Annotated in this window: 22 protein-coding genes; 15 read left to right on the top strand and 7 right to left on the bottom strand. The window is 54.6% G+C overall.

Going from position 1 to position 21905, the window contains the following annotated elements; all coding sequences use genetic code 11:
- Window positions 1–22 precede the first annotated feature (22 nt).
- The gene (gene dusA / locus ACVKSX_RS17950) at window positions 23–1015 is read left to right on the top strand and encodes a tRNA dihydrouridine(20/20a) synthase DusA (RefSeq protein ID WP_354439287.1); all 993 of its coding nucleotides are present in this window, start codon (window positions 23–25) and stop codon (window positions 1013–1015) included.
- 179 nt (window positions 1016–1194) lie between these two features.
- Window positions 1195–1461 (top strand): envelope stress response protein PspG, encoded by a 267-nt coding sequence (gene pspG, locus ACVKSX_RS17945; protein ID WP_010252199.1) that lies wholly within the window; start codon window positions 1195–1197, stop codon window positions 1459–1461.
- Between the two features lie 211 nt (window positions 1462–1672).
- Here the strand turns inward: pspG and ACVKSX_RS17940 are convergent, their stop codons facing one another.
- Window positions 1673–2656: a quinone oxidoreductase gene (locus ACVKSX_RS17940; protein ID WP_307381191.1), complete on the bottom strand. Its 984-nt coding sequence runs from the start codon at window positions 2654–2656 to the stop codon at window positions 1673–1675.
- Between the two features lie 96 nt (window positions 2657–2752).
- Here ACVKSX_RS17940 and dnaB point away from each other — a divergent pair, with 96 nt between their 5' ends.
- From dnaB to ACVKSX_RS17910, 6 genes are all read left to right on the top strand, one after another.
- On the top strand, window positions 2753–4159 hold the full coding sequence (gene dnaB, locus ACVKSX_RS17935) for a replicative DNA helicase (protein WP_307381189.1): 1407 nt from the start codon (window positions 2753–2755) through the stop codon (window positions 4157–4159).
- 130 nt (window positions 4160–4289) lie between these two features.
- Complete coding sequence (locus tag ACVKSX_RS17930) at window positions 4290–4769, top strand: Lrp/AsnC family transcriptional regulator (RefSeq protein ID WP_010252196.1); 480 nt, start codon at window positions 4290–4292, stop codon at window positions 4767–4769.
- A gap of 240 nt (window positions 4770–5009) precedes the next feature.
- Window positions 5010–5624, top strand: a complete 615-nt coding sequence (locus tag ACVKSX_RS17925; protein WP_003855751.1) for a YitT family protein — start codon at window positions 5010–5012, stop codon at window positions 5622–5624.
- Between the two features lie 40 nt (window positions 5625–5664).
- Window positions 5665–6858 carry an amino acid aminotransferase gene (locus tag ACVKSX_RS17920; protein ID WP_010252191.1) on the top strand — a complete coding sequence of 398 codons (1194 nt, stop codon included), beginning with the start codon at window positions 5665–5667 and terminating at the stop codon, window positions 6856–6858.
- A gap of 121 nt (window positions 6859–6979) precedes the next feature.
- On the top strand, window positions 6980–7399 hold the full coding sequence (locus ACVKSX_RS17915) for a secondary thiamine-phosphate synthase enzyme YjbQ (RefSeq protein WP_010252188.1): 420 nt from the start codon (window positions 6980–6982) through the stop codon (window positions 7397–7399).
- Window positions 7399–7722 carry an MmcQ/YjbR family DNA-binding protein gene (locus tag ACVKSX_RS17910; RefSeq protein WP_010252186.1) on the top strand — a complete coding sequence of 108 codons (324 nt, stop codon included), beginning with the start codon at window positions 7399–7401 and terminating at the stop codon, window positions 7720–7722. Before ACVKSX_RS17915 ends, ACVKSX_RS17910 begins: the two co-directional genes overlap by 1 nt.
- 52 nt (window positions 7723–7774) lie before the next feature.
- Here ACVKSX_RS17910 and ACVKSX_RS17905 read toward each other — a convergent pair whose 3' ends face one another.
- A complete protein-coding gene (locus ACVKSX_RS17905) occupies window positions 7775–8839 on the bottom strand; it encodes an NAD(P)-dependent alcohol dehydrogenase (protein WP_010252184.1) in 1065 nt (354 codons plus the stop codon).
- Window positions 8840–9072: 233 nt separating this feature from the next.
- Entirely contained in the window at window positions 9073–11901 is a 2829-nt protein-coding gene (gene uvrA / locus ACVKSX_RS17900) for an excinuclease ABC subunit UvrA (RefSeq protein WP_010252182.1), read from the bottom strand.
- Window positions 11902–12125: 224 nt separating this feature from the next.
- On the opposite strand from uvrA, the gene ssb1 reads away from it, so the two are divergent.
- A complete protein-coding gene (ssb1, locus tag ACVKSX_RS17895) occupies window positions 12126–12689 on the top strand; it encodes a single-stranded DNA-binding protein SSB1 (protein ID WP_010252180.1) in 564 nt (187 codons plus the stop codon).
- Between the two features lie 71 nt (window positions 12690–12760).
- Here the strand turns inward: ssb1 and ACVKSX_RS17890 are convergent, their stop codons facing one another.
- Window positions 12761–13282, bottom strand: a complete 522-nt coding sequence (locus ACVKSX_RS17890; RefSeq protein ID WP_033759724.1) for an isochorismatase family protein — start codon at window positions 13280–13282, stop codon at window positions 12761–12763.
- A gap of 120 nt (window positions 13283–13402) precedes the next feature.
- Between ACVKSX_RS17890 and ACVKSX_RS17885 the strand changes: the two genes are divergently transcribed.
- Together ACVKSX_RS17885 and ACVKSX_RS17880 are read left to right on the top strand one after the other, a co-directional pair.
- Entirely contained in the window at window positions 13403–14230 is an 828-nt protein-coding gene (locus tag ACVKSX_RS17885; RefSeq protein ID WP_010252176.1) for an AraC family transcriptional regulator, read from the top strand.
- A 77-nt stretch (window positions 14231–14307) separates the two neighbouring features.
- Entirely contained in the window at window positions 14308–15267 is a 960-nt protein-coding gene (locus tag ACVKSX_RS17880; RefSeq protein ID WP_223565828.1) for a DMT family transporter, read from the top strand.
- A gap of 924 nt (window positions 15268–16191) precedes the next feature.
- On the opposite strand, the gene ACVKSX_RS17875 is transcribed toward ACVKSX_RS17880, so the two are convergent.
- Window positions 16192–16587: a transposase gene (locus ACVKSX_RS17875; RefSeq protein WP_003855733.1), complete on the bottom strand. Its 396-nt coding sequence runs from the start codon at window positions 16585–16587 to the stop codon at window positions 16192–16194.
- A 525-nt stretch (window positions 16588–17112) separates the two neighbouring features.
- On the opposite strand from ACVKSX_RS17875, the gene ACVKSX_RS17870 reads away from it, so the two are divergent.
- Complete coding sequence (locus tag ACVKSX_RS17870) at window positions 17113–18369, top strand: oligosaccharide flippase family protein (RefSeq protein ID WP_031591774.1); 1257 nt, start codon at window positions 17113–17115, stop codon at window positions 18367–18369.
- Between the two features lie 8 nt (window positions 18370–18377).
- Entirely contained in the window at window positions 18378–19328 is a 951-nt protein-coding gene (locus ACVKSX_RS17865; protein WP_010252168.1) for an ATP-grasp fold amidoligase family protein, read from the top strand.
- Window positions 19329–19382: 54 nt separating this feature from the next.
- On the opposite strand, the gene ACVKSX_RS17860 is transcribed toward ACVKSX_RS17865, so the two are convergent.
- Together ACVKSX_RS17860 and soxS are read right to left on the bottom strand one after the other, a co-directional pair.
- Window positions 19383–19664: a YjcB family protein gene (locus tag ACVKSX_RS17860; RefSeq protein ID WP_031591768.1), complete on the bottom strand. Its 282-nt coding sequence runs from the start codon at window positions 19662–19664 to the stop codon at window positions 19383–19385.
- 254 nt (window positions 19665–19918) lie between these two features.
- Window positions 19919–20344 carry a superoxide response transcriptional regulator SoxS gene (gene soxS, locus ACVKSX_RS17855; RefSeq protein ID WP_010252163.1) on the bottom strand — a complete coding sequence of 142 codons (426 nt, stop codon included), beginning with the start codon at window positions 20342–20344 and terminating at the stop codon, window positions 19919–19921.
- A 100-nt stretch (window positions 20345–20444) separates the two neighbouring features.
- Here soxS and soxR point away from each other — a divergent pair, with 100 nt between their 5' ends.
- Entirely contained in the window at window positions 20445–20930 is a 486-nt protein-coding gene (soxR, locus tag ACVKSX_RS17850; protein WP_010252161.1) for a redox-sensitive transcriptional activator SoxR, read from the top strand.
- 39 nt (window positions 20931–20969) lie between these two features.
- Window positions 20970–21635, top strand: coding sequence for a glutathione S-transferase family protein (locus ACVKSX_RS17845; RefSeq protein WP_010252159.1), 666 nt, complete (start codon window positions 20970–20972; stop codon window positions 21633–21635).
- Window positions 21636–21905 lie beyond the last annotated feature (270 nt).

The following is a 21905-nucleotide window of genomic DNA, read 5'->3' as shown; positions in this document are numbered from 1 at the left end:
ATTACCGGATTGCCTGCGCTTCATGCCTAATTTCTCTTCGCAACGTTTCTCTATCGCCCCTATGCTCGACTGGACCGATCGTCACTGTCGCTATTTTCATCGCCAGCTGACCGGTGACACGCTGCTCTACACCGAAATGGTGACCACGGGCGCAATCATTCATGGCAAAGGGGATTACCTGGCTTACAGTGAGGCTGAGCATCCGGTCGCGTTGCAGCTTGGCGGTAGCGATCCGGCGGCACTGGCGCAGTGCGCGAAGCTGGCAGAGCAGCGCGGCTACGATGAAGTGAATCTTAATGTCGGCTGTCCCTCTGATCGGGTGCAGAATGGCCGTTTCGGCGCCTGCCTGATGGCCGAGGCGAATCTGGTCGCAGATGCCGTTAAAGCGATGCGCGACGTGGTTTCAATTCCGGTCACTGTGAAAACCCGCATTGGTATCGATGAGCTGGACAGCTATGAATTCCTGACCGATTTTATTGGCACGGTGGCGGGACGCGGTGAGTGTGAGACATTTATCATTCATGCGCGTAAAGCCTGGCTCTCCGGCCTCAGCCCGAAAGAGAACCGCGAGATTCCACCGCTGGATTATCCCCGCGTCTATCAGCTGAAACGCGATTTTCCGCAACTGACCATTGCCCTCAATGGCGGCGTGAAAACGCTGGAAGAGGCACTGACCCATCTGCAACACCTTGACGGCGTGATGATGGGACGTGAAGCCTACCAAAACCCCGGCATTCTGGCGCAGGTCGATCAGACATTGTTTGGTCGTCAGCATCCGGCGGCGAACCCGGTTGAAGTGGTGCGCGCCATGTATCCCTATATTGAAGCGGAACTGGCGAAGGGGACGTATCTGGGACATGTCACGCGCCATATGCTGGGTCTGTTCCAGGGGATTCCGGGCGCCCGCCAGTGGCGACGCCACCTGAGTGAAAATGCCCACAAACCCGGTGCCGATGTCCGTGTGCTGGAGGCGGCGCTTGCGCTGGTCGCCGATAAAATCCCGCAGGCAGCCTGACGCCTCATCTGAACCCGAAAAAACCAGCTCTGTTTGCTGGTTTTTTTACGCCACTATGTGGTTTTTCTCACCAGGTTGCGCTCTTCTGTTTATCTCTTATCAGAATAAAATCAATGAGTTAACTGTTGGCACGTTTTTTGTAATAGCTATAACAATCAATCTCAAAAAGGAGCGCTGACGTGGAAATTTTATTCGTATTAGGGTTTTTCCTGATGCTGTTGCTGACCGGCGTTTCGCTGTTAGGCGTGCTGGCGGCACTGGTGGTCGCAACCATCGTGATGTTTGTCGGTGGACTGTTTGCAATTGTTATTAAAGTGTTGCCGTGGCTGGTGCTGGCGGTGATTGCGGTCTGGCTGCATCGTGCCTTTTTTGGCGACAGCGATGAGCGAGCACGTCGCAAGCTGCGGCGTAAGATCAACAGGTTAGACCGCAAAGGCTGGCGCTAAATGCGGTGAAGATCACAGTGTGAGAGATTGGTCGGGGCTGATCTGCAATTAAACATATTTTTTACTTATGTTTTCTGGCAGGATGCCTGTCGTCAAATCGATGTGCCATCGACTCGACACGAATTCATCGCCGCTGTCCCTACACCAGCGCGAACAAAAAATAAAAAAAAGAGAAGGGCTTCCCGCGGGAAGCCCTTTTTGTTGCTCACTATTATGGAATTAAGAGACAGGATCCCTGCGTGGCGCGGCTCTCCAGCATCTGGTGCGCTTTGCTGGCCTCTTTCAGCGCAAACTTCTGCTGCTCCGGCACATCAACTTTAATTGCGCCGCTCGCCAGCAGCGAGAAAAGCTCGGCACTGGCGGTTTCCAGCTCCTGACGGTTGGTGATATAGCCAAACAGTGAAGGGCGGGTCACAAACAGCGAGCCTTTCTTATTCAGAATGCCGAGATCAATCCCGGTCACCGGACCCGAAGCATTGCCAAAACTGACCATCAGCCCATGACGGCGCAATGAGTCCAGCGATGCTTCCCAGGTATCTTTGCCCACGGAGTCATAAACTACGCCCACTTTTTTCCCATCGGTCAGTTCGCTGACGCTTTGCGCAATATTCTCTTCGCGGTAGTTAATCGTCGCCCAGGCGCCGGCCTTTTTCGCCATCGCTGCCTTTTCTGCTGACCCGACTGTGCCAATCAAATGGGCACCCAGCGCTTTTGCCCACTGACAGGCAATTAACCCGACGCCGCCCGCTGCGGCATGAAACAGAAAGGTCTCACCGGCGCTGATTTTATAGGTCTGGCGCAGCAGATATTGTGTGGTCAGCCCTTTCAGGTAGCTGGCTGCGCCCTGCTCAAAGCTGATCGCCTCCGGGAGATGCATCAGGCGATCTTCCGCCACGTTGTGCACTTCGCTATAGGCCCCCATCGACGCCAGACAGTAGACCACGCGATCGCCGGGCTTAAATAATGTCACGCCACGTCCAACCCGCGACACCACGCCTGCGGCTTCTGTACCCAGGCCAGAGGGAAAAGCGGCGACCGGATAAAGCCCGCTGCGAACATAGGTATCGATGTAATTAATCCCGATAGCGCGATGTTCTACCTGCACTTCATGTTCGGCCGGGTCAGCAGGTTCAAAATCTGTCCACTCTAAAACGTCCGGGCCGCCATGTGCGCTGAACTGAATACGCTTTGCCATTCTGACTCCTGTGATTGTTTCATCATGAGGGTGAGGCACGCACCCCAACTAAGGTATACTTGCGCGTCCCCACAGAAGATCGGTAATGCATTCACTATGGCAGGAAATAAACCCACCAACAAATCGAACGAAACGCAGGATCGCCAGCTCGCAGGCGTGAAAATGCCCCCGCATTCGCTGGAAGCGGAGCAGTCGGTGCTCGGTGGGTTAATGCTGGATAACGAGCGCTGGGACAATGTCTCTGAGCGCGTCGTCGCGAATGATTTTTTCAACCGCTCGCATCGGCTGATTTTTTCAGAGATGCAGCGGCTGCTGGAAAACAGCAAACCTATTGACCTGATTACGCTCTCCGAATCGCTGGAAACCCGTGGCGAGCTGGAGATGGCGGGCGGCTTCGCCTATCTGGCGGAACTGGCGAAAAACACCCCGAGCGCGGCGAACATCGGCGCCTATGCTGACATCGTGCGTGAACGTGCGGTGGTGCGCGAGATGATCGCCGTCGCTAACCAGATTGCCGATGCCGGTTATGATCCGCAGGGGCGTAACAGCGAAGAGCTGCTCGACTTCGCGGAGTCGAACGTCTTTAAAATTGCGGAAGCGCGCGCGGATAAGGATGCTGGTCCGAAAAACATCGAGCAGATTCTGGAATCGACCGTTTCGCGTATCGAATCGCTCTATCAGACACCGCACGATGGCGTCACCGGCGTCGATACCGGCTATCAGGATCTGAATAAAAAGACCGCGGGCCTGCAGGGTTCTGATCTGATTATTGTCGCAGCACGTCCTTCGATGGGTAAAACCACCTTTGCGATGAACCTGTGCGAAAACGCCGCCATGCTGCAGGAAAAACCAGTGCTGATCTTCAGTCTGGAGATGCCCAGCGAGCAGATCATGATGCGTATGCTGGCGTCACTCTCCCGCGTCGATCAGACCCGCATTCGTACCGGGCAGCTGGATGATGAGGACTGGGCGCGTATTTCCGGCACCATGGGCATCCTGCTGGAGAAGAAGAACATGTACATTGATGACTCTTCCGGCCTGACGCCCACCGAAGTGCGTTCGCGCTCCCGACGCATCTACCGTGAAAACGGTGGATTAAGCATGATCATGATCGACTATCTGCAGCTGATGCGCGTGCCGTCACTGTCGGACAACCGTACGCTGGAAATTGCTGAGATCTCCCGCTCGCTGAAAGCGCTGGCCAAAGAGCTGAACGTGCCGGTTGTAGCGCTGTCGCAGCTTAACCGCTCGCTGGAGCAGCGAGCCGATAAACGTCCGGTCAACTCGGATCTGCGTGAATCGGGCTCGATCGAGCAGGATGCGGATTTGATCATGTTTATCTATCGCGATGAGGTTTACCACGAAAACAGCGATCTTAAAGGGATCGCGGAGATCATTCTGGGTAAACAGCGTAACGGCCCGATCGGTACAGTACGCCTGACCTTTAACGGTCAGTGGTCACGCTTCGACAACTACGCTGGCCCGCAATACGACGACGAATAATCCCCGGTTTGTGCTGTCATGCACGATCTGTGCATGACAGCCCCCATCATCACAAAATAGTGTTGGACAACCTCTCGGGTTATCGGGTTATCTGTAACAAAGCGACGCCTGGCACCGATGTGGAAACGGAATGACTCACGTAGACGATTACGACCTTAAAATCCTGACTTTATTACAATCCAACGGCCGTCTGACCAATCAGGAACTCAGCGATCTGGTCGGCCTTTCCGCCTCACAATGTTCCCGCCGTCGTATCAATCTGGAACAGGCTAATCTGATCCTGGGTTATCATGCCCGGCTGTCGCCCGATGCCATCGGGCTTGGCATGGTGGGATTGATTGAGGTGCGTTTAATTAACCACACCGCAGAATATGTTGAGAGCTTTCACCGGATGGTGGAGCAGGAACAGGCGATCGTGGATGCCTATAAAACCACCGGCGATGCGGACTATCTGCTCAAAGTGGCGGTGGCCGATCTTAATTCCCTTAGTGCGTTAATCAGCCAGTTAGTCGCGGGCCACCAGAGCGTTTCCCATGTGAAAACCTCGGTAGTGCTGGGACGCATGAAAGAGAACGGGCTGATGATGCTGCCTGAGCAGAAGACGCGCTAAAAAGGTGCGCGCTGTGCGCTTTTGGTGCACACTTGCGGCAATTAATGCGAATAGCGCGCATAGAGTCGGACTTTAACGCATAGGTTGACGGTATCAGCCGGAATTTATGCACAAAGTTCTGTTTTAAAGCGCCTTAGATATCAATGGGATATCGCTGGCACCCGGTTTACAGCAGTTCAGTGCTGTGGCGATGGTGCGTTTTTTGCATCGAAACCGCATCCTTTGCACTGAGAAAACCCCATGGATAACATCGCAGAACCCTCCCGCGTCCCGCATTCGCGCATTGAAGATGCGCTGGCGATGGTGCTTGGCACCCTGATGGTCTCGTTCGGCGTCATTATGCTGAAACAGGCGGGGGCGCTGACCGGCAGCACCGCAGGCATCGCCTTTCTGATCAGCTACCTGTCGCCGCTTTCGTTCGGCAGCGCGTTTTTCCTGATCAACATCCCTTTTTACTGGCTGGCGGTAAAACGCATGGGCTGGGAGTTTACGCTGAAAACCTTCTGCGCCGTCGGTCTGGTGTCGCTGTTCACCCAGCTGCACCCGCTGTTCGTCCACTTTTCTGACCTTAACCCCTTCTATGCGACACTGTTCGGTAACGTCATCATGGGAATCGGGTTTATAGTGTTATTTCGTCATAAGGCGAGCCTGGGCGGCATCAATATTCTGGCGCTGTGGCTACAGGATCGCTTTGGGATCCGCGCGGGGAAACTGCAAATGGCCGTCGATACCTGCGTCGTGCTGGCGTCACTCTTTGTGGTGAGTGGCCCCATCCTGCTCGCGTCGATTGCGGGTGCGGTGATCCTGAATCTGATTATTGCAATGAACCACCGTCCGGGACGCTATCGGGTTTAATCCGCATCTTCCCTCTGGACCAATCATGGAGACCTACACCGTGTTTCAAAACGTTGATGCCTATGCTGGCGATCCGATTCTGTCGTTGATGGAAGCCTTCAAACAAGACCCACGCGAACACAAAGTTAACCTGAGTATCGGCCTCTATTACGACGAAAAGGGCATCATCCCGCAGCTGAAGGCTGTAGCCGCTGCCGAAGAGCAGATCTATGCTGAGCCGCATCAGGCATCGCTCTATCTGCCAATGGAAGGACTGAACAGCTACCGTAGTGCGATTGCACCGCTGCTGTTTGGTGCCGATCATCCGGTGTTAAACGCGGGCCGTATCGCCTCTATTCAGACGCTGGGCGGTTCTGGCGCGCTGAAAGTGGGCGCGGATTTCCTTAAGCGCTACTTCCCGCAGTCTGCGGTCTGGGTCAGCGATCCGACCTGGGAGAACCACGTCGCGATTTTTAATGGTGCAGGTTTTGAGGTAAATACCTATCCCTGGTATGACGCAGAGACCCACGGCGTGCGGTTTGATGCCTTTATCAGCACCCTGAAAACCCTGCCAGCGCAGAGCGTCGTGCTGCTGCATCCCTGCTGTCATAACCCGACCGGCGCTGACCTGACTGATGCGCAGTGGGATCAGACCGTTGAGGTGCTGAAAGCACAGCAGCTGATTCCATTCCTGGATATCGCCTATCAGGGCTTTGGGGCCGGCATGCAGCAGGATGCCTATGCGTTGCGCGCGGTCGCGGCGGCGGGCCTGCCAGCCCTGGTGAGCAACTCCTTCTCCAAAATTTTCTCGCTCTATGGCGAGCGCGTGGGCGGTCTCTCTATCGTCTGTGACAGCGCCGAAGAGTCAGCGCGTGTGCTGGGCCAGTTAAAAGCCACGGTTCGCCGCAACTACTCCAGCCCGCCGAATTTCGGTGCGCAGGTTGTCGCGCGCGTACTCAACGATGACGAGTTGAAAGCCAGCTGGCTGGCTGAAGTGGAAGCGATGCGCTTACGCATTCTGGACATGCGTCAGTCGCTGGTGGACGTGCTGAGCACTGCACTGCCAGGTAAAAACTTCGACTACCTGCTGAAGCAGCGTGGCATGTTCAGCTACACCGGCCTGAGTGCGCAGCAGGTCGATCGTCTGCGCAACGAATTTGGCATCTATCTGGTGGGCAGCGGCCGCATGTGTGTGGCCGGTCTGAACAGCAAAAATGTGCATCAGGTGGCTGAAGCGTTTGCCGCCGTGATGTAACGGCCGCCAGGCTGTAAAAAAAACCGTCAGGGTGCTCTCTGGCGGTTTTTTTATGGGTCAGGGTTTACCTTTCGGCGACATGCTGCACACTTAAACGGGGTAACCGTTTCAGGAATAAGCTATGTGGCATCAACAAACTATTACGCTGAGCGCGAAGCCGCGCGGGTTTCATCTGGTCACCGATGAGATCGTGAACTCGCTCTCCGGACTGCGTGATATCAAAACCGGTCTGCTGCATCTGCTGTTGCAGCACACTTCGGCGTCGTTAACCTTAAATGAGAATTGCGACCCGACGGTGCGCAGCGACATGGAGCAGCATTTCATGCGGCACGTGCCGGAGAATGCGCCTTATCAGCACGATTACGAAGGGCGTGATGATATGCCGGCGCACATCAAATCGTCGATCTTAGGGGTTTCGTTGTTATTACCGGTTCAGCGGGGACGTCTGGTGCTGGGCACCTGGCAGGGTATCTGGCTGGGCGAGCATCGCATTGAGGGCGGTGCCAGGCGGATTGTCGCCACTTTACAAGGGGAATCGTAATGAATAACTCAGACTTACTGACCTATTGCATGAGCAAGCCGGGCGCGGAGCAGAGCGTCCACAGTGACTGGAAAGCCACGCAGATTAAAAGCAACGGCGTGCTGTTTGCGATGGTACATGAGGCGAAAGGGCGGCCAGCGGTCTCGCTGAAATCGACGCCTGCGCTGGCCGAATTACTGCGCGAAGAGCATAGCGATATTATTCCCAGCGAGCATCTGAACAAGTCACACTGGAGCACGCTGTTCCTGGACGGTTCGCTGAAAGATTCGCAGATCTACTATCTGGTCGATGCCTCATTCCAGCAGGTTGCAACGGCCCGCTAAACGGCAATAAAAAACCCTCTTACCTGAGCAAGAGGGTTTCAGAGACCGCGGGTTACGCGGCAGGCTGCTCGCGCAGGGTATTAATGTCGATAACGAAGCGGTATTTCACATCGCTTTTCAGCATGCGCTCATAGGCTTCATTGATCTGGTCCATCGCGATCAGTTCAATGTCTGACGTAATGCCGTGCTCACCACAGAAATCGAGCATCTCCTGGGTCTCTGCGATGCCGCCAATGAGTGAACCGGCGATGCTGCGACGCTTGAAGATCAGGTTAAATACCTGCGGTGCCGGGTGATCGTGCTCCGGTGCACCCACCAGCGTCATGTTGCCATCCAGCTTCAGCAGGGTGATGAAGGGGTTGAGATCGTGCTGAGCCGCCACGGTATTCAGAATGAAGTCGAAGCTGTTGGCGTGCTGCGCCATCTGCTCCGCATCTTTGGAGATCACGACTTCATCGGCACCCAGACGTTTGCCATCTTCAATTTTGGAAGGCGAAGTGGTGAACAGCACCACATGCGCGCCCATGGCATGGGCAATTTTCACGCCCATATGGCCCAGGCCGCCTAAGCCTACAATACCCACTTTCTTGCCCGGGCCGACATTCCAGTGGCGCAGCGGCGAGTAAGTGGTGATACCGGCACACAGCAGCGGTGCCACGCCCGCCAGCTCCAGGTTCTCGGGAATGCGCAGCACAAAGCTCTCATCAACCACCATCGACGTTGAGTAACCGCCGTAAGTAATGGCGCCGGTTTCACGATCTTCACCGTTATAGGTGCCAACAAAGCCGTTTTCACAATACTGCTCCAGACCCTGCTGACAGCTCGGACAGCTGCGGCACGAATCGACCATGCAGCCTACGCCGACCAGATCGCCGACTTTGTATTTCTGCGTCTGCGGGCCAACGGCCGTGACGCGACCGACAATTTCATGGCCCGGAACCACGGGAAAAATGGTGTTTTTCCACTCATTACGGGCCTGATGCAGGTCTGAGTGGCAGACGCCACAGAACAGCACCTCAAGCTGAACGTCATGGGCGCGCAGCTCACGCGGCTTAAAATCGAACGGTGCCAGTTTGGATTTTGCATCCTGAGCAGCATACGCATGCGTAATATTCATGGTGTCTCCAGTTTCGATGTGTCGTGAGTGTTATTCGATGAAGTGCAGCAGCGTTGATGTGCTGCGAAAACAGGGCGACGCCAGGGGCGTGCCAAAGAGGAACCGCTTAAGGATAGTCAGCGTGGGGAAAAGCGTATATGCCTATACATGTCTGAATCTTGCCTGATTCTGCAATTTTCTGGCTGAATCGACAGGGGAGAGTAAAAGGCCCGCACGCGGCGGGCCTGACAGAATTACTTCTGTAACAGTGGCTTCAGGAAGCGCGCGGTATGTGATTTCTCACACTCCGCCACGGTTTCTGGCGTACCAGCCACCAGGATTTCACCGCCGCCGCTGCCGCCTTCCGGACCCAGGTCGACAATCCAGTCTGCAGTTTTGACCACATCCAGGTTGTGCTCAATCACCACGATGGTGTTGCCCTGATCGCGCAGCTTATGCAGCACTTCCAGCAGCTGCTGGATATCGGCAAAGTGCAGGCCGGTGGTCGGTTCATCCAGAATGTAGAGCGTCTGACCGGTGCCACGCTTCGACAGCTCACGCGCCAGCTTCACGCGCTGGGCTTCACCGCCGGAAAGGGTGGTCGCGGACTGACCGAGGCGGATGTAGGTGAGGCCCACATCGATCAGCGTCTGCAACTTACGCGCCAGCGCCGGCACCGCATCGAAGAACTCACGTGCCTCTTCGATGGTCATCTCCAGCACTTCGTGAATGCTCTTGCCTTTGTACTTCACTTCCAGCGTTTCACGGTTATAGCGTTTGCCTTTGCACTGATCGCACGGCACATAAATGTCCGGCAGGAAGTGCATTTCGACTTTCAGCACGCCATCGCCCTGACAGGCTTCACAGCGACCGCCACGCACGTTAAAGCTGAAGCGGCCCGGATTATAGCCGCGTGAACGCGCTTCCGGCACGCCCGCAAACAGTTCACGCACCGGGGTGAAGATGCCGGTGTAGGTGGCCGGGTTGGAGCGCGGTGTACGACCAATCGGGCTCTGGTCGATGTCGATTACTTTGTCGAAGTGCTCCAGTCCCGCCACGTCACGGTAAGGTGCCGGTTCGGCGATGGTCGCGCCGTTCAGCGCCCGCTGGGCAATCGGGAAGAGCGTATCGTTGATCAGGGTCGATTTACCCGAGCCGGAAACACCGGTAATACAGGTGAACAGCCCGACCGGCAGCGTCAGCGTGACATCCTTGAGGTTGTTGCCGCGTGCGCCGGTAATCTTCAGTACTTTGGCCGGGTCGCCTTTGACGCGCTCCTCTGGCACTGCAATGCCACGCTTGCCGCTCAGGAACTGGCCGGTCAGTGACGCTTCCTGCGCCATGATCTGATCAACCGTGCCTTCAGCCACCACCTGGCCGCCATGTACGCCCGCACCCGGACCGATATCGATCACATGGTCAGCGGCACGAATCGCATCTTCATCATGCTCAACCACGATCACCGTGTTACCGAGGTCGCGCAGATGAATCAGGGTGCCGAGCAGGCGTTCGTTGTCGCGCTGGTGCAGGCCGATTGAAGGCTCATCCAGCACATACATCACGCCGACCAGACCGGCACCGATCTGGCTGGCCAGACGGATACGCTGTGCTTCACCACCGGACAGGGTCTCGGCGGAACGCGACATCGAAAGATAGTTCAGGCCGACGTTGACCAGGAAGCTCAGGCGATCGCCAATCTCTTTCAAAATTTTCTCGGCGATCTGCGCACGCTGGCCGCTGAGTTTCATGTTTTCAAAGAAGGACATCGCATGGCCGATGCTCATCTCAGAGATGGTCGGCAGCGTGGTGTTCTCCACGAAGACATGACGCGCTTCACGACGCAGACGGGTTCCTTCACAGCTGGCACAGGCGCGGTTGCTGATAAATTTCGCCAGCTCTTCGCGTACCGCTGAGGACTCGGTCTCTTTGTAGCGGCGCTCCATGTTATTGAGCACCCCTTCAAATGGATGACGGCGCACCGAGGTGTCGCCGCGATCGTTGATGTACTTAAATTCGATGCTCTCTTTGCCTGATCCGTACAGAATCACTTTCTGTACGTTTTCTGGCAGGCTGCCGAACGACGCTTCGATATCAAAATCGAGGTGTTCCGCCAGCGAACGCAGCATCTGGAAGTAGTAGAAATTGCGGCGATCCCAGCCGCGGATTGCACCGCCCGCCAGCGAGAGTTCAGGATTCTGCACCACGCGGTCAGGATCAAAATATTGCTGTACGCCAAGGCCGTCACAGGTCGGACAGGCGCCCGCCGGATTGTTAAACGAGAACAGGCGCGGCTCCAGCTCGCTCATGCTGTAACCACAGATCGGGCAGGCGAAGTTAGCCGAGAAGAGCAGCTCTTCTGCGGCGCTGTCATCCATGTCCGCCACGATGGCCGTCCCGCCGGAGAGCTCCAGCGTGGTCTCAAACGATTCCGCCAGGCGGGTTGCGAGATCTTCACGTACTTTAAAGCGGTCAATCACCACTTCAATGGTGTGCTTCTTCTGCAGCTCGAGTTTTGGCGGATCGGAGAGGTCACACACTTCGCCATCAATACGCGCACGGATATAACCTTGCGTCGCCAGATTCTCCAGCGTTTTGGTGTGCTCACCCTTACGATCTTTCACCACCGGCGCCAGCAGCATCAGGCGACGGCCTTCCGGCTGGGAGAGCACCTGATCGACCATCTGGCTGACGGTCTGCGCCGCCAGCGGCACATCATGATCCGGGCAGCGCGGTTCGCCAACGCGGGCAAACAGCAGACGCAGGTAATCATGGATCTCGGTGATGGTTCCCACGGTCGAGCGTGGGTTGTGCGAGGTGGATTTCTGTTCAATGGAAATGGCGGGCGACAAACCTTCGATATGATCGACGTCCGGCTTCTCCATTAACGAAAGAAACTGGCGCGCATACGCAGAGAGCGACTCCACATAGCGGCGCTGACCTTCCGCATACAGCGTATCAAACGCCAGTGAGGATTTACCGGAACCTGACAGGCCGGTTACCACAATGAGTTTGTCGCGTGGGATGGTCAGGTTGATGTTTTTCAAATTATGGGTGCGGGCACCACGAACTTCGATCTTATCCATTCACCTTTCCCGGATTAGCAGCACTCACCGCGCCTTGCCGACACGGCCAGAATAAACGTGTCATTATGGCACAAAAAATAGACTGAATAAATATCCAGTACTCTTAGCCTCTGGCGCGCAGAGTATTAAAACTGGAACCCCGCTCGAAAGTGGGAAACAGACCGCAGGACGTGTTAGAATTGATAGATTAGACTGTATGCATTAACTCATCGGGAGACAGCAACATGGCCAGTCGTGGCGTTAACAAAGTGATTCTTGTCGGGAATCTGGGTCAGGATCCGGAAGTACGTTATATGCCAAATGGTGGCGCTGTTGCCAACATTACGCTGGCTACGTCGGAAAGCTGGCGCGACAAGCAGACCGGTGAAAACAAAGAGATCACTGAGTGGCACCGTGTGGTGCTGTTTGGCAAACTGGCTGAAGTCGCGGGTGAATACCTGAAAAAAGGATCGCAGGTCTATATCGAAGGCCAGCTGCGCACCCGTAAATGGCAGGATCAGGGTGGCCAGGAGCGTTACACCACCGAAGTCGTGGTTAACGTTGGTGGTACCATGCAGATGCTGGGTGGCCGTCAGCAGGGCGGTAATGCCGGTGCAGGCGCTCCAGCCGGTGGTGGCGCGCAGGGCGGTGGCAACAACAATGGCTGGGGTCAGCCGCAGCAGCCGCAGGGCAACAATAACCAGTTCAGTGGCGGCGCGCAGTCCCGTCCGCAGCCGCAGCCACAGAGCGCGCCGGCCAGCAACAACAACGAACCACCAATGGATTTCGACGACGATATTCCGTTCTGATTCCGTTGGCCAGAGAGTACAAAAAAAGCCCGCTTTGCGGGCTTTTTTTATGCGCGGCGTCTGGCGGCCAGCTACGACCATTCCGCCAGAATCGCCTCCGTGCTCAGCACACGTGGCACGTTGCCGGGGATCAGCAGTGAGGCCCACACATCATTGTGCTGGTTAATCAGTGCTTCGGCGCTGACCCAGCGGCGATCTGCCGTGGTGTGCGCATCGGCGGCAACGGTAATCGCATAGCCCGCACTGGCACCGACTTTTATCGTGGTATCCAGGCAGTAGTCAGTGGCACAACCGCACACCACAAATTCCTCTACCGCCAGCCTCTTTAACAGCGTGGCCAGGTCGGTGTGCCAGAAGCTGTCGCAGGCAGTTTTGGTCACATAGTGTGCGCCAGCAGGCTGAGCGATTTCTGGCAGCAGCTCGAAAGCCGCATTACCCTCGCACATCTCGCCTTCGCGGTGCTGGATAAATATTGTGATATCGGCGCGTTCGGTCAGCCGGTTAATCTGTGCAATCCTTCCCGCTGTGTCGAAGCGTGGCGTGCTGAAGACGCCATTCTGCATATCAATGACCACGACTACCCGCTGTGCCATGCTTAATCCCATCTGGTTTGAAAAAAGCAGTGTTACCTGAGGCATTGCGGAAAGCAATCTTTTGCATTTTCCCCCCTGTCACAGGCATGCTAAACCGACTGGTTAAATAAGGAGAGAGAAGTGGAAGGTGTTCCGGCGAGTTTTCCCTGTGAGAAAGACCGCGCCCGGTTTCAGCAACTCGCCGAGCTGCCCGGTGTGGAACTCTATCAGGCCCACATCTCCCGCTACGCATTTGAACCCCATACCCATGAAGCCTTTGGTATCGGCACCATTGAAGCGGGCGCGCAACGCTTTCGCTACCGCGGCACCGAATATACTGCGCCGGAGAACTCGCTGGTCATGATGAATCCGGATGAGCTGCATACCGGTGAGTCAGCGTGTGAAGAGGGCTGGCGCTACCAGATGATCTACATTCAGCCGCAGCTGATGGATGAACTGACCGGCGATCGCGGCTGGTGGTTCAACGAGGCGCTGTTGACCGATCCGCGCGTGGCGCGGCCGCTCTCCCGCACGCTGGCGACACTCTGGCAGGCGGAATCACCACTGGCGCGCCAGAGCCTGCTGGCTGAACTGCTGTTGCAGATTCGTCCGCTGGCACGCATGTCCTCACAGGGCAGACCGGATGCACGGCATCGTTTTGATCAGGTAAGAGACTTTCTGCGCGCAAACCTCGCAGAACCGGTGCGGCTGGATGAGCTGGCGGCGCTGGCCTCGCTTTCGCCGTGGCACTTCTTACGCGCCTTTCGTCAGCACTATCACGTTACGCCGCATCAGATGCTGATGGCTTTCCGGCTTTACGACGCCAAGCAAAGGCTGGCACAGGGTGAAGCGGCTGCCAGCGTTGCGGCGGCGGTGGGATTAACCGATCAGGCCCATCTGACCCGCGCCTTTGCAAACCGTTATGGCATCACGCCGGGCCGCTATCAAAAGCAGGTGCGCCAGCCCTGATACCACCGCAATCTGCTACAAGCATTCCCCGCCCGAACCCGCCACACTGAACGAAAAAGCTATATAAGGAAGAAATTATGTTTGCTGGTGTCATGTTTGCCGTCACCGCCGGACTGCTGTGGGGGCTGATCTTTGTCGGGCCGCTGCTGGTGCCTGACTATCCTGGCGCGCTGCAATCGGCGGGACGTTATGTGGCGTTTGGGCTGATTGCGCTGCCGCTGGCCTGGCACGGTCGTCATCGCCTGCGCAAGCTGGCCCGGACTGACTGGCGTGAGGCGGTAAAGCTCTCGCTGGTGGGAAACCTCTTCTACTATGCGTTTCTGGCGAACGCCATTCAGCGCACTGGCGGACCGGTCTCCACCATGATTATCGGCACGCTGCCGGTGGTGATCGCTGTGACGGCCAATCTCTGTTACGGCCATCTTGAAGGACGCCTGCCGTGGCGGCGGCTGTTTCCGGCACTGGTCATGATGGCGGCCGGATTACTCTGCGTGAATGCGGCGGAGCTACAGAGTCAGGGCCACACGCTTGATCTCAGCCGTTATCTGACCGGTATCGCGCTGGCGCTGCTGGCTGTGGTCTGCTGGACCTGGTATCCGCTGCGCAATGCCCGCTGGCTGCGTACCCATCCCGAACTGCGGCCCTCGACCTGGGCAACAGCGCAGGGAGTCGTGACGCTGCCGATGGCGCTAATCATGTACGCGCTGGTCAGCGCGCAGCTTGCCTGGCAACAGCCGGCTTTTGCACTGCCGTTTGGGCCGCGTCCTGCAGTGTTTATCTCCCTGATGCTGGCGATTGGTCTGCTCTGTTCCTGGCTCGGGACCTTATGCTGGAACGCTGCCAGCCAGCGTCTTCCCACCGTACTGATGGGGCCACTGATTGTTTTTGAGATCCTTTTCGGCCTGTTGTGGACTTTTCTCTGGTATCAAAGCTGGCCACCCCTGCTCACCGTGACGGGGATTATTTGTCTGATGGCTGGTGTCCTGTGGGCAATGCGCATTAAACCGCAGCCTCTCGTCGTCGCGGTTAAAGAGTAAACCGCGAAGATTGCCAAAAGACCTCTGCCGCGCGGATAACACGCCGCGCGGCTTTTTAAGATTAAACCCTACCCCGATTTGCTCGCTCTCCGGCAGATTTGTGCCGCGAAATCGATTTCATGCCTCTGCGTAATCGTGCCTTTACCCCCGAAAGCCTCTTTCATCCCCTGTTTGTCAGTGAAAAAACGGGACTGATGGTCTCCTGAACATAGCCATGTTTAGCGTTGCCAGGGAGGAACTGTTCAGATATCGGTCATTAATCAGGAAAAATCGCGCAGCATTATGGACGTTATGCTTTTATCAGCGGCTTTTTATTGCGGTATGGTCCTGAGAAAGGGAGGCTGAAAACCACTATTAACTTCACTCAGTGATGAATGAGTAAGAAAACTCCGCCGCTGCGTTAATAATTAAAGATTAATCTCTGGCATCAATGATGCGCAATGAAGAGAGCGAAAAGATAGACACATAACGTTAGTGATAAGGAGCAATAAACTATTTATCCTGGATTAATCCTGGAGAAAGTATATGCCATTAACCCATTCCCCGGAATTAAACGCAGCCGCAAAAATTTGAGTCAGGTCCAGCATTAACTCAAATATACGGTGATTGTTTTTTGCGCGATGTTTAAATTGGCTTAATGATATTGAGACGATTTAGTTCCGACGATTAGCTGGGCTTACGTAAGAAAGGGAGGGCCCAATCCCGCGTAAACGAGATTGGGAAGGGAAGAATAGCCGTAGAATGCGAGACGTTTGCTGTTGTGAATCAATTTTACCGCAAAAAAAGAAGCTTAGCCGTGAAGCCATTCATTAGTTATAAATGGAGCGGAAAAGGGTGCCGCAATTGTCCTGTTAAATGATCTTCATCTCTTCTGGTAAGAACAAATCTCAGCGTTAAGTCTAAAAAGCGCGGTAGCATTGGGGTTTAGCGGTTCTCCGTGCCTGACGGATAATGGTATACGCTGCGACTGATATCTAATAAGCGGCAGCTGCGACGGGTGCCGATGTCAAAGGTGGCCTGCAGGAAATCCACAGCCTGACGTTTTTCATTAGTGGTAAAGAAGTGCTTCAGAACACTCTGCAGCATCTCTTTGTCCGAGTTGAGCGTCTGCAGTTCACGCGTGATGTTCTGCAGTTTTTCTTCCAGCTCTTTGATTTTTCTGCCTTCTTCCGAAGATAACCCAGAAAACTTCTTCTTCCAGCTGTAGAACGTGGCTTCAGAGATGCCTAACTCTTCACAAATCTCTCTGACTTTCACGCCCGATTCAGAAGCTTTAATGGCATTTGTGATTTGATCTTCGCTGTATCGTGACTTTCTCATAAATGCTCTTACCTTTCTTATCGATTAATGGATGAGAATGACTTTAATAATTTCTGGCACTGTAAGATTCTATTAAGGCAGTATTAAAGTGCGCGAATTGAATTGCGAAGCCTAAATTAAGATATTTAGAATAAATATCATCATGGGATAAATCTTATTTTATTCTTATCCGGTGGGCGTGCCTTCCTGGAGGGGGATTTTTGTTATAAATTCATCGCATCCAAAATACGAAAAAATTCTACGTACATTGGATATTTAGCCTGACCGACTTGATTAATATGGCGGGAAGGGCTCTTAAAGGTTGTTTTATTTTCAGCCTGAAATCGTTTCCATCTGAAGTGATTCGCGCCATTTATAATAAGAATTATCCTGAATTAACACTCCGGATCATGATTTACATCTCAATTTTCGGACCAGCTTGGTCTGAAGTCTTACATTTTCGCCAGGCCCACTGAGCGCTTATTAATTCGTTACAGGGATGTTGTACCGAAGCGGTTGTAGTTGAGTAATACTAAGGAAGAGTCGATGAAATTGAGCGTAATGTCTAATGCCGCCTGGATGATGTCTGAGAAGATCATCTCCGTTTTTGGCGTCATTTTTGTGACGTCTTACGTGGCGAAATCCTTTGGCCCAACGGTGTTTGGCCAGATGGCGTTTTCTACTTCACTATTTGCGATGGTGCAAACCGTTGCAATCTTTGGCACCGAAACCATTCTGTTTAAACGCGTCAGCAAAAATGCGTCAAAAGGCCTGCGCCTGATGACCATCGCCCGCACGATGAGAATGGTGCTGTTGCTGGTCACTTCGGTGCCAGTCTTAATCTGGGTCTGGTACAACATGCAGGAAAATTTCCTGGCGTTTGCACTGGCCTCATTTGTTGCCTCGGTTTTTGTCACCCAGGACACCTTCAGCGTTTATAACAACGCGCGTCTTGCCTCGCGTCTTAACACCATCGCCAACGCCGTGGGCATGCTGCTGAGTTTCGGCATCAGCTTCACCGTCGCCTGGCTGCGTCTTAATCCGCTCTGGCTGACGCTGTCGATTGTCGCAGTGACTCTGGTGCCTTACCTGATTAAGCGTCACAACTTCTATCAGGACCATCAGGATCAGATGCCACCGCGCGAAAAGCGCACGGCCTATCTGCGTTATCTGATGTATGCCGGTCTGCCGCTGGCGATCTCCAGCATCTTTATCTCTGTGCAGGTAAAAGCGGCGCAGATGTTCCTGGCAGGCACGGCACCCGCGCGCGACCTCGGGCTGTTTGCGGCGGCGAATACCATTTCCGCCTCATGGATTTTTATCCCGGTGGCGCTCATCACCTCCTGCTTCACTGAAATCTTCAGGGAGCGGGGCGAGGTCGCCATTAAGCTGGCTGCGCGGCTCAATGGCTATGTTATGGCGGTTTCATTGCTGATGCTGCTGGTCATTTCGCTTTACGGCGAGCGGATCATCATTGCGTTGTACGGCCCGGAATTCACTCAGTCAGGAAGTCTCATTACGTTGCTGTCGATAGCGACCAGCTTTTCGGCAATGGGGACCGTAGCGTATCGCTACATGGTCAAAGAGGGAGGATTTAACTACTTGCTGAGGAAAATCATCTGCCTGATGGTCATCAGTTTGCCGCTCTCCTGGTGGTTGATCCAGGGTCACGGCATCATGGGGGCCGCGTGGAGCGTTTTCCTTTCAGAACTTTTGTCCCTGACCGTAATGAATTACTTCTTTAAAAACGGCGTCATTCAAAAGATTCAGGTTTCCTCACTCAACTACAAAACATACAAATGAGGTCAGATATGCTCAAGTTGAAAGAAGAACTCAGAAGAAGTGTGCAGTATTTTATTAAGAAGATGCCCTGGGCTTATCAGGACCGCATCTACTACTTCCATAAGTTCAGAAAGCTGCCCAATCTGCGTCAGCCAAAAGTGTTCAACGAGAAGGTGTTGTACCGTAAGTTTATCTTCGGCGATTACCAGAGCTATGGTCGTCTGTCAGATAAGTACTCGGTGCGCGAATTCATTGCTGAAAAAATCGGTAATGAATACCTGATCCCGCTGGTACACGAAACCACTGACCCGACCACGCTGAACAGCTTACCCTGCTGGAAGGGGACGGTGATCAAGCCGAACCACGCCTCCAACATGGTAGAGATTCTGCTGGAGGAGCCGGACGCACTGCGCAAGCAGCAGATCATTCATGACTGCTATCGCTGGCTGAAGACCGACTTCGCCAACGAAGCGCGTGAGATTCACTATCGCTACATCAAGCCACGTATCCTGGTTGAGAAGTACATTGGTGATGGCAAAAGCGCGCCGATTGATTACAAGTTTCATATGTTCAACAAGCGTGATGGCAAGTTCGAATATGTGCTGCAGGTGATCTACAACCGCTGCCAGCCGCTGCTGTCGATGAATTTCTACGTGAATAACCTCAATGAGGCCTATCACAAGATTCGCGATACCGGTCTGGATGTCTCACCGATTATGCCGTCACTGGAACATGCGCTCGAACTGAGCAAGAAGCTGGCCAGTGACTTCGACTACGTGCGTGTGGACTGGTATATCCATGATGAGCGGATCTACTTTGGCGAACTGACCTTCACCCCAGGTGCAGGACTGGTCACCGGATTAGATCGTGGTTTAAATCAGATGATGGGAGATATGTGGATTCAGGACCGCCGCGGAACGCAGAGCCCGGGCGTTACAGTGCAGGATGTTAATATCCCTGCCATGTTGAAGAAAATTTAAGCACACACAGCAATATAAAAAACCCCGCTTAGCGGGGTTTTTTATGCGCAAAAATCAGGGCATCGGCCAGTCAGCAGGCGCCTGGCTCATCACATCGATAAAGGCATGCTTTGAGATTTCCAGAAAGTTATGCACGTTATCCATGCTCAGGGTAATGCCCATCAGACCGGTAACAAACCAGCAGGTCATGCCTAAACCAATCCCGCCACACATAAATGCCATCACGTGACGGCTATCCTGACGAAGTTTGGTTTTCAGGGTGCTGGCAAAAAACATCATGACTGCGCTCAGCAATTCCCAACGCATAACAAGTAAACTGGCGGTTAACGTAGCCATCGGCCGGACCTCAATATCAGTAAGTATTCCTGACAATCTGCGGACATCACCGGCGGCGGAAAAGTGTGTCAGGGGGTGCTTTTTCGCCGTCAACCCAGGTTCAAAGTGTGACTTGGGTCACATTATATCACCCGATTTTAAATTTTGAACAAAATTTGACTCTGGTATGGTAGCGGCGTGAGGGAATAGCGAGTAGTAGCAGAAGAACGGTGGGGAAATCAGTCAGATGCGCCCGGGCGGGCGCATCTGAGGGGTCAACGAACCGGACAGCACTCGCCGGTCGTGCGCTGGGTGAAGCTACTGATACCGTCATTGCAGCCAAAACTCAGCAGGCGAGGGCGCTGAATCGCCTGGCGGCGCATGGTATGGCGGTAAGCGGTAGGCGTCTGTGAAAACTGACGACGAAACACGCGGGAGAAGGTCTGCTGCGAGTCATAGCCATACTGCATCGCAATATCAAAAACCGGCCGCTGTGTCTGTGACAGCGCTTCCGCTGCCAGCGTCAGACGGCGCTCGCGAATATAGCCACCCAGCGTCTGTTTCGTTACCGAACGGAACATACGCTGCAGATGCCATTTCGAATAGCCCGATTTTGCGGCAACCTCATCGATCGACAGGCTCTTATCCAGGTTCTGGTCAATCCAGTGCGTCAGGGAATGAATGATCTCTTCTTGCATCATGGTCTCATCCTTCTGGTGCTTAATAAGCGGTAATGGGAGTTTAGTGGTTTTGATGGAGAGCGAGTATAATTCCTCAAGTTAACTTGAGGTAAAGAGCCTGATGAAAAAAGAACGCAACTATCCGAAACCGGTCTTAACACCGGGTGAAGTGGCGCGCCGCAGCGGTGTGGCGGTTTCGGCACTGCACTTTTATGAGACAAAAGGACTTATTTTCAGCACCCGCAACAGCGGCAATCAGCGGCGATACAGCCGTGACGTGCTGCGACGCGTCGCGATTATCAAGATTGCGCAGCGTATCGGCATTCCGCTGGCAACGGTCAGTGACAGCCTGGATCACATTCCGCCTGACAAGCGCATGTCGACACCGGAGTGGGATGCGCTGACGCAGCACTGGCGCGAAGAGCTGGATAAGCGCATTGAAACCCTGACCCGCCTGCGTAATGACCTGGATGGCTGTATCGGCTGCGGCTGTTTGTCGATGCGCGACTGCCCGCTGCGCAATCCCGGCGACCGGCTGGGTCAGCAGGGCTCGGGTGCGGTGCTGCTTGACCCGGAACAGGATGATAAACATCCGGATGTGGAGTGACGTCTATACTTGGTGAAGGTCAAAACACAGGGAATCATGATGATCACCGTTCACCATCTTGAGAAATCGCGCTCGCATCGGGTGCTGTGGCTGCTGGAAGAGCTGGAAGTGCCGTACCAGATTAAACGCTATCAACGCGAACCGACCATGCTGGCCCCGGAGGCGCTGAAAAAAGTGCATCCGCTGGGAAAATCACCGGTCATTACCGACGGGAACCAGGTAGTGGCAGAGTCAGGTGCCATTCTCGAATATCTTGAAGAGAAATATGATCACGAGTTCCGGCTCAAAGTGAGTGATGAGGCGTCGCGGCTGCAGTGCCGCTACTGGCTGCACTATGCCGAAGGCTCGCTGATGCCGCTGCTGGTGATGAAGCTGATCTTCGGTCAGATGGGTAAAGCACCGGTGCCGTGGCTGCTGCGCCCGGTCGGGGCGGCATTCGGTAAAGGCGTGCAGAAAGCGTTCCTGGATAAACAGCTTAAGCCACACATGCAGATGATCGAACAGCATCTGGCTGCAAATCCCTGGTTCGCCGGTCAGCGCTTCAGTATCGCTGATATCCAGATGAGCTTTCCGCTGCTGGCGCTTGCGCGACGTGCCGGACTGGAGCAGATGCCCGCCAGCCAGAAATGGCTGCAGACTGTGCAACAGCGTGCCGCCTGGCAGCGCGCGATCGATCAGGGCGGCGAGCTTTCGCTGCCAGGTTAATTCCCCTCTTCCACTGGCGGGTCGTGTCTCATCACTGCTGCGCCAGTGCGCATCCCCCTGAAAATCGCGTTAACTTCAGGGCGTCAGCGTTTGACGTCGGCCTGGGCCACGTGGCTGCTGGCGACTTAAGCCTGATCTTTATGCTGAAGAATCTCCCTCTGACAGTTGAAAATGTGCCGCTAAACGCCGGATAATCGCATGCCTTTTTATCTGGCCGCTTCTGGCGGCCAACTATCTGCGGCAAGGTAAACGTTTGCCTGCCGGGTAAAA

This window comes from Pantoea sp. PvP021 (assembly GCF_054056055.1).
Note: the sequence above shows the minus strand (reverse complement) of the source record. Positions and strands in the feature narration are given on the sequence as shown.